Origin of the sequence: Otariodibacter sp. (assembly GCF_029256985.1) — a bacterium.
Taxonomy (GTDB): domain Bacteria; phylum Pseudomonadota; class Gammaproteobacteria; order Enterobacterales; family Pasteurellaceae; genus Otariodibacter.
In genome coordinates this window covers 1-7,250 of sequence record NZ_JARIDQ010000005.1, presented here as the reverse complement: position 1 = coordinate 7,250, position 7,250 = coordinate 1, and the positions used below count along the sequence as shown (strand labels likewise).

Here is a 7,250-nt window from a genome sequence, read left to right as displayed (position 1 = left end):
TGATACCACGCGCTTTTTCTTCTGGCGCATTATCGATTTGGTCAAATGCACGAGCTGCACCACCGAATTTTTTCGCTAATACAGTTGTGATTGCTGCTGTTAAAGTTGTTTTACCATGGTCAACGTGGCCGATTGTACCCACGTTAACGTGCGTTTTTGTACGTTCAAATTTTTCTTTAGACATTTATAAAGTCCCTCTAAAAAAACACGGTTACGATGGTACGTTACCACATTAACCAAATATAATTATATACTACTATGTTTACTAAAGAGAAATGAAGATAGAATAGTTAGTGGTGCTGATAGGCGGATTTGAACCGCCGACCTCACCCTTACCAAGGGTGCGCTCTACCAACTGAGCTATATCAGCGCTGGAGCGGGCAGCGGGAATCGAACCCGCATCTTTAGCTTGGAAGGCTAAGGTAATAGCCATTATACGATGCCCGCTTTGTTCTAAATTCGTCTTTCCCATTAGGATTCAATTATGAGATGGTGGAGGGAGAAGGATTCGAACCTTCGAAGGCTGAGCCAACAGATTTACAGTCTGCCCCCTTTGGCCGCTCGGGAACCCCTCCACATTAATTGAATACTTGCTGACTATGCGTTAATGGTGCCGACTACCGGAATCGAACTGGTGACCTACTGATTACAAGTCAGTTGCTCTACCTACTGAGCTAAGTCGGCATTGCGTTGTCGTAAGCAAGTGGTGCGCATTATAGGGCTTTCAGAAAAGCTTGCAAGTCCTTTTTTAAAAAAAATTAAAATTTTTAGTTTTTTCGATTGCAAAATATGCAAAATGATTGTTTTTTAATATTCTAGATAGAACTTCGACAATAAACGATTTTATTTAATAATTTGCACTGTATATTTGATGGCATAAAAGATAAACTACCGACATTCTTATCAAGATATTTATCGCAATGAATTTGCAAAATACTAATAAACTAATGCCATTTCTGACTTTTGATCGTCAACAATGGGCTGCATTACGAAAATCTGTTCCACTAAAACTCACTGAACAAGATTTAAAACCACTACTTGGTTTCAATGAAGATCTCTCTTTAGATGAAGTGAGTATTATTTATCTTCCTCTTGCACGTTTAATCAATTACTACATTGATGAAAATATTAAACGTCAGCAAGTTCTACATAAATTTTTAGATGTAAAAGCACCTAAAGCACCTTTTATCATTAGTATTGCAGGTAGTGTATCTGTTGGTAAAAGTACCTCTGCTCGTATTTTACAAGCCTTGTTATCCCACTGGCCCAAAGATCGTAAAGTATCATTAATTACAACAGATGGATTTCTATACCCATTAAATATCTTAGAGCAAAAAAATTTATTACATAGAAAAGGTTTCCCTGAATCATATGATATTCATCGATTGATTGGATTTGTCTCTGATATCAAAGCAGGTAAACGTAATGTAAAAGCACCCATTTACTCACATTTAACTTACGATATCATCCCTGATCAATTTAATGAGGTGGATCAACCTGATATTGTTATATTAGAAGGATTAAATGTGCTACAAAGCGGAATGAACTACCCATCTAATCCCCATAACGTGTTTGTATCTGATTTTGTTGATTTTTCAATTTATGTTGATGCTGACGAAGCATTATTAAAAAAATGGTATGTTAATCGTTTCTTAAAGTTTCGTCGTAGTGCATTTTCTGATCCTAATTCTTATTTTAAACATTACTCACTATTATCTGAAGAAGAAGCTATTGCCATAGCATCTCAAATTTGGGACGAAATTAATGGACTAAATTTACGCCAAAATATATTACCAAGTAGAGAAAGAGCGAATTTAATCTTAGTCAAAGGACAACATCACGCTATTGAAACAGTAAAATTAAGAAAGAAATAATTATCAGAATATCACCTATGGCATCGAAAGGATTTCAATTTAAACAATTTTTTATTGCTCACGATCAATGTGCAATGAAAGTTAACACAGATAGTATTTTACTTGGAGCAATTGCAGATATTACCGATGCTCAGACTATTTTAGATATGGGAACAGGTTCCGGCTTAATTGCAATAATGCTGGCTCAACGAACCGCTTGCTGTCAATTTTTACCACAAATTACAGCTATTGAACTTGAACCAAGTGCTTGCTTGCAAGCCGTAGAGAATGCCAAGCAGACCCTTTGGTATGATCGGCTATCAATTATTAATGACGATATCACTCGAATAGAATTTACCAAAAAATTTGACCTTATTGTATCTAATCCCCCCTACTTTACCGATAGTTTGCCAAGTAAAACACAAGCTCGAGGGCTTGCTAGAAATATTTTACAAAATCACACTGTTTGGTTAACTCAAGCAAAAAAATGGCTTGCTCCGAAAGGCAAAATTGTCTTTATTCTGCCAATTGAAACAGGGCTTAAATTAATCGAGCAAGCTAAAGAATATAATTTATATTGTATTGGACGGTATACCATACAACCTACTCTAAATAAGCAAGCCAAACGGATCATAGTCACTTTTTCAACAATAGAAGAGCTATGTGTAGAAAAACATCTTGTGATCTATCAAGAAAATAATCAATATAGTCAAGAATTTAAGGTACTGACTCAAGATTTTTATTTGAATTTCTAGTCATTCATTTGCCATAATAAAAATTCATAGGAGTTTAAATGAATACCCAAACTATTATTAAAAATTATTTAGCCGATCTAAATATCACTAAAAATATTACCAATTTAGAAGATATCTCTAACCTAGCCTCAGCACACTTAAAACGTTATTTTTTTGGCAATCCTAAAATATTAGTTGGCGAAGAAGTACCTATCGATCTTGAATCGATATATAACAATATCGTTGTGAATAAAAGAGGAGGATATTGCTTTGAACATAATAAATTGATGTATGAAGTATTGAAAAATCTTGGATTTGAAGTTACTCAACATCTTGCTCGTATATTGAATAATGATATTCCTAAAATACCAATGACTCATCGAGTAACCATCCTACATTATCAAGGTGAAAAATATTTAGTTGATGTTGGTGTTGGTTTTCGTAGTCCAAGTGTCATTATTAAATTTGATGAAAATAATACATCTTCTATAGGTCACTTAAATACAGAATATAAACTCTCATCCAACGAACTAGGACTTTATACCTTACAAAGAAAAGAAAAAGGCCATTACTTTAATATTTACCAATTTAATCTTTTTGACAATATAGATGCTGATTTTGAAATGGGCAATTTTTACTGCTATGGAAATCCTACCAGTATCTGGCGAAATCACCTAATTATGTCATGTTTTACAGAGGATGCTATTTATTCACTGCATAACAACGTCTATTACAGAATAAACAGTAAACAAATAGATCAAATCGAGATTACAGAAGTAAATCAATTTATTGAAATTATTCAAAATGAACTAAAAGCAAATTATAGCCATGAAGAATTAACAGAGATATTTGAAAAACATATTAAACAGAAATAAAACAATAAAGGAAGACAGCTGCCAACTTTTGTTGGCAGTTTTTATATCAAAAATGGAGTTTAAAATATTACTCTTCTTCCTCATCTTCATCTGAAAAATCAAGTAATTCAGGGGAAAGAATGATCCCAGTTAGATCTGCATAAACATAATCTTCAGGTAAGAAACTTACGCCACCAAAATTAACAGGCGTATCAACTTCACCCACTGTATTATCATCTGCACCGACAGGAATTGGTGCTAAAGCTTGAATACCAATATCTAATGTTTCGAGTATATCTAACTGACGAACCGCACCATTAACGATAATCCCTTCCCAGCCATTATCTACAGCTAATTGAGCTAATTCGGCATCAATCAATGCACGACGAACTGCACCACCGCCATCAATAAGTAACACACGATCCTGTCCATCTTCTTCTAACACTTCGGCAATTAAGCCATTGCTCTCAAAGCATTTTACTGTTGTAATTTTTCCGTAGAAAGAAGATCTGCCCCCAAAGCTGGAAAAAATGGGTTCTACCACATCAACCTGATCCGAATAAATATCACAAAGTTCCGAAGTATCAACACGCATAATGTGCTCCTATTTTTAAATTATTATAAATTAGATTTTCCAGTATAAACTGTTGCAAAAGTTTGTTCAAATCTAACTACTTGCTTCTTGATTCTGTTTTTGATACCCATAATGAATATCCCATAACATTTTGGAATCAAGATTGGAAGATGAAATCATAGTTAAAAATACTGCTGCCCCAAAATAGAAGGCTGCCTCACCCACTGAGAAACTGATAATCTGTCCCCGTTCAACTAAAGACATCATTAAAGCTAATACAAATAAATCGAGCATTGACCAACGCCCAACAAAGTGAACATAGTGCAGTAACTTCATTTGCCAGTGAATCGAATGTTTCCAACGAAAATGAATAGCTAATAAAAGATATAAAATAATGGCAACTTTGCTAAACGGCACAAGAATACTCGCCACAAATACAATAACCGCAACGGCATAGCTACCCATAGAAATAAATAATAGCACTCCACTCATCAATGAATCCGCAGAGGTTGAACCTGCAAATTCTGTGGAAGAAATAGGTAAAAGATTCGCTGGAATCATCATCACAATGCCAGCTAATAACGTTGCCCAAACCCGTTGTAATTTTATGTTTTCTGATACATCTAAATTACTTTCACAACGAGGGCAACGATGTTGCCCTTTTCTATCAATAATGTTGGCATCAAAGGTATACTCACAAACGTGACATAACGTATAGTGAGTAGAATGCGTGCAATGTTCTGGCTCTAACGCATAGTATTCTGGATAAAAATCATTCCATAACTGCTTTGGATCGATTTTAGTGAATAACAATGTTGTGAGCAATGTTACCAATAAAAATGGAATAATATATAAATCAAAAGAGAGTGGTGCATACTCTCTCACTTTAAAGGCAGCAACACCTAATGCAACTAAATATACGTCTAGCATTACCCATTGTTTCGCTTTAGTAAGAAAAATCAGCGTATAACGAGGGCGATATTCAATCCACTTTTGGAAACGCAAAGCTAGCACTAATAAAGCGAAAGCTAATGGCATAATTACCGAGCAGAACAAAATCATAAAAGCTGTATAAGGGAAACCTGATGTTGCCATTTTCCACGTTCCACCCCATACCGATGCATATAAATTTACACCCAATAAATCAATGTGCATTAATGGAAAATATAATGCCAGCGGTAAAAGAATTAGAATCGATAATGCAATGATACTGCAACGCCCTAAACTCCAACGTCCGCCAGAGTGTAAGATATGATGACAATTAGGACAACAAGCGGTTTGATTATTTAAATCTTTTGCAATACTCACTAATGTATCACATTCAGGACAACTTTGTAGATAAACATCCGATTCTTTCATTCTATTCCTATTTGCTACTGATTCAAGAGTTTCGCTACCGGAGCAAAACTCTTACGATGATAAGGTGTGACACCAAACTCCGCTAATTTTTCAAAATGTAATTTGGTCGGATAACCTTTATGTTTGGCAAAACCATATTCAGGATAAATCTTATCAAGTTCTACCATTTCCTGATCTCTTGCTACTTTTGCAATGATTGATGCTGCGCTGATCTCTGCTACTAAGCTATCACCTTTTACTACCGCTTGAGCTGGAATTGCAAGCTTAGGGATTCGATTACCATCAACTAGTATAAAATCAGGTTGAATATGCAATCCCATTACCGCTCTCTCCATTGCTAACATTGTAGCGTATAAAATATTGAGCTGATCGATTTCCTCTGGCTCTGCTCGCCCTAATGACCAACTTAATGCTTTTTGTTTAATTTCTTCGGCTAAAGCAATTCGGCGTTTTTCTGATAATTTTTTTGAATCTGTCAAGCCTTCAATCGGGTTATTTGGATCTAAAATAACCGCTGCAGCAACTACCGCTCCAACTAAAGGACCTCGTCCCACTTCATCAACACCGGCAATTAAATTAGCTTGAGGATAAATAAATTCCACCATTAATTTTCATCTACCAAATAAGGGAGTGGACAAATACTCAGTTTAGTATTATCAATACGAAAAACACTATCTAGTTCAATATTACGATTTAATATCACTTGTATCCATAGTGAATTTCCATCCTTTACAGAAGCTAAAATTGTGCCTGTACTTTTCCAGTTTTCACCTAATTGCATTTCAATGCTAGATGCTACTTCGGGTAATACGATCTCACCTTCAACTTTACCAACTAAGGTAAACATCGCACGTCTATTCGCACCACGATATTTTGCACGAGCAATAGTTTCTTGCCCGATATAACACCCTTTTGTAAAAGAAATGCTTTGCTCAAGATATTGCATATTAGCTGCTTGCGGTAATAATTCAAATTGATTCGCTTTATAAAGCAACGGAACACCTTGTTGAATATCAATTAAATCCCAATATGTTGCCTCACCATTTGTTTCAGGGGAAATATCACCCCAAAATATTGCACGTTTCTGTTCATCCAAAATAATACAAGCGGTTACTTTATCGCTAAAGTTTGCAATCATCTCACCGTTTGTTGTGCCATATAATGGGATATTCAATTCGGTAAAAGTGACTTTAGAAAATACTGCATATTTTTTTAATTGAACTAGGGCTTCTGGTAATAAATCCTGCTGAATGATCATAAAGAATTGTTCAGCAGATTGACGATATAAACGGAACAGGCTACTCATTTTACCTTTTGGATCACAATGACAAGTTAATGTATGTTCACCTACTGCAAGCCTTGTTACATCACAGGTTAACTGCCCCTGCAAAAACTTTTCTGCATCAACACCTGTTACTTCAATTAAACGATATTGCGTTAGTGCCACACATAAATTAGGTGTTTTATGGGTCACTAATTGGCATTCACATCTCATTTTTACCTCTTTGATTCAAATTTGATTTGCAAATCATACAATGATTATGTAATAAAACCTATAAGCTAGTTTAAACGCTCTTTTAAATATGCTTCATAATCTGGAATATCAATATCCACTTCTTGTTGTAAGAGTGCTGATGCTAATAAAAAGTTAGCTGAGGTTTGATTAATTGCTACAGGAATATTCCACACTGTTGCAATTCGCATTAGCGCTTTTACATCTGGATCGTGTGGAGCTGCGTTCATTGGATCCCAAAAGAAAATTAGCATATCAATTTGTTTATCTGCAATTAATGCACCCAACTGTTGATCGCCCCCCATTGGACCACTCAATAAAGATTTAATTTCTAACCCAGTTGCTCTAGAGAGCATATTACCT

At 35.2% G+C, this 7,250-nt stretch carries 9 protein-coding genes and 4 tRNA genes; 3 read left to right on the top strand and 10 right to left on the bottom strand.

The window, feature by feature from the left end; translation table 11 throughout:
• The 5 genes from Q1J40_RS00635 to Q1J40_RS00615 form a co-directional block, all read right to left on the bottom strand.
• A partial coding sequence (locus Q1J40_RS00635) for a GTP-binding protein (RefSeq protein ID WP_301098109.1) occupies positions 1 to 184 on the bottom strand: 184 nt, incomplete at its 3' end.
• 110 nt (positions 185 to 294) lie between these two features.
• Positions 295 to 370 (bottom strand) — tRNA-Thr (locus Q1J40_RS00630).
• A gap of 2 nt (positions 371 to 372) precedes the next feature.
• Positions 373 to 447: transfer RNA gene (locus Q1J40_RS00625), tRNA-Gly, on the bottom strand.
• A 43-nt stretch (positions 448 to 490) separates the two neighbouring features.
• Positions 491 to 575: transfer RNA gene (locus tag Q1J40_RS00620), tRNA-Tyr, on the bottom strand.
• A gap of 33 nt (positions 576 to 608) precedes the next feature.
• A tRNA-Thr gene (locus tag Q1J40_RS00615) sits at positions 609 to 684 on the bottom strand.
• A 236-nt stretch (positions 685 to 920) separates the two neighbouring features.
• Here Q1J40_RS00615 and coaA point away from each other — a divergent pair.
• The 3 genes from coaA to Q1J40_RS00600 are packed head-to-tail and all read left to right on the top strand — an operon-like array spanning position 921 to position 3,462.
• On the top strand, positions 921 to 1,874 hold the full coding sequence (gene coaA / locus Q1J40_RS00610) for a type I pantothenate kinase (protein ID WP_301098108.1): 954 nt from the start codon (positions 921 to 923) through the stop codon (positions 1,872 to 1,874).
• A gap of 17 nt (positions 1,875 to 1,891) precedes the next feature.
• On the top strand, positions 1,892 to 2,608 hold the full coding sequence (locus tag Q1J40_RS00605; RefSeq protein ID WP_301098107.1) for a tRNA1(Val) (adenine(37)-N6)-methyltransferase: 717 nt from the start codon (positions 1,892 to 1,894) through the stop codon (positions 2,606 to 2,608).
• Between the two features lie 38 nt (positions 2,609 to 2,646).
• Positions 2,647 to 3,462, top strand: a complete 816-nt coding sequence (locus Q1J40_RS00600) for an arylamine N-acetyltransferase family protein (protein WP_301098106.1) — start codon at positions 2,647 to 2,649, stop codon at positions 3,460 to 3,462.
• A gap of 67 nt (positions 3,463 to 3,529) precedes the next feature.
• On the opposite strand, the gene rraA is transcribed toward Q1J40_RS00600, so the two are convergent.
• The 5 genes from rraA to mgsA form a co-directional block, all read right to left on the bottom strand.
• The gene (rraA, locus tag Q1J40_RS00595; RefSeq protein ID WP_301098105.1) at positions 3,530 to 4,036 is read right to left on the bottom strand and encodes a ribonuclease E activity regulator RraA; all 507 of its coding nucleotides are present in this window, start codon (positions 4,034 to 4,036) and stop codon (positions 3,530 to 3,532) included.
• A 72-nt stretch (positions 4,037 to 4,108) separates the two neighbouring features.
• Positions 4,109 to 5,374: a paraquat-inducible protein A gene (locus Q1J40_RS00590; protein WP_301098104.1), complete on the bottom strand. Its 1,266-nt coding sequence runs from the start codon at positions 5,372 to 5,374 to the stop codon at positions 4,109 to 4,111.
• Between the two features lie 14 nt (positions 5,375 to 5,388).
• Positions 5,389 to 5,979, bottom strand: a complete 591-nt coding sequence (rnhB, locus tag Q1J40_RS00585) for a ribonuclease HII (RefSeq protein WP_301098103.1) — start codon at positions 5,977 to 5,979, stop codon at positions 5,389 to 5,391.
• Positions 5,979 to 6,869 carry a CAF17-like 4Fe-4S cluster assembly/insertion protein YgfZ gene (ygfZ, locus tag Q1J40_RS00580; protein ID WP_301098102.1) on the bottom strand — a complete coding sequence of 297 codons (891 nt, stop codon included), beginning with the start codon at positions 6,867 to 6,869 and terminating at the stop codon, positions 5,979 to 5,981. The genes rnhB and ygfZ overlap by 1 nt, the downstream gene beginning before the upstream one ends.
• 65 nt (positions 6,870 to 6,934) lie before the next feature.
• Positions 6,935 to 7,250, bottom strand: a 316-nt coding sequence (mgsA, locus tag Q1J40_RS00575) for a methylglyoxal synthase (protein WP_301098101.1), incomplete at its 5' end; no start/stop codon positions are given.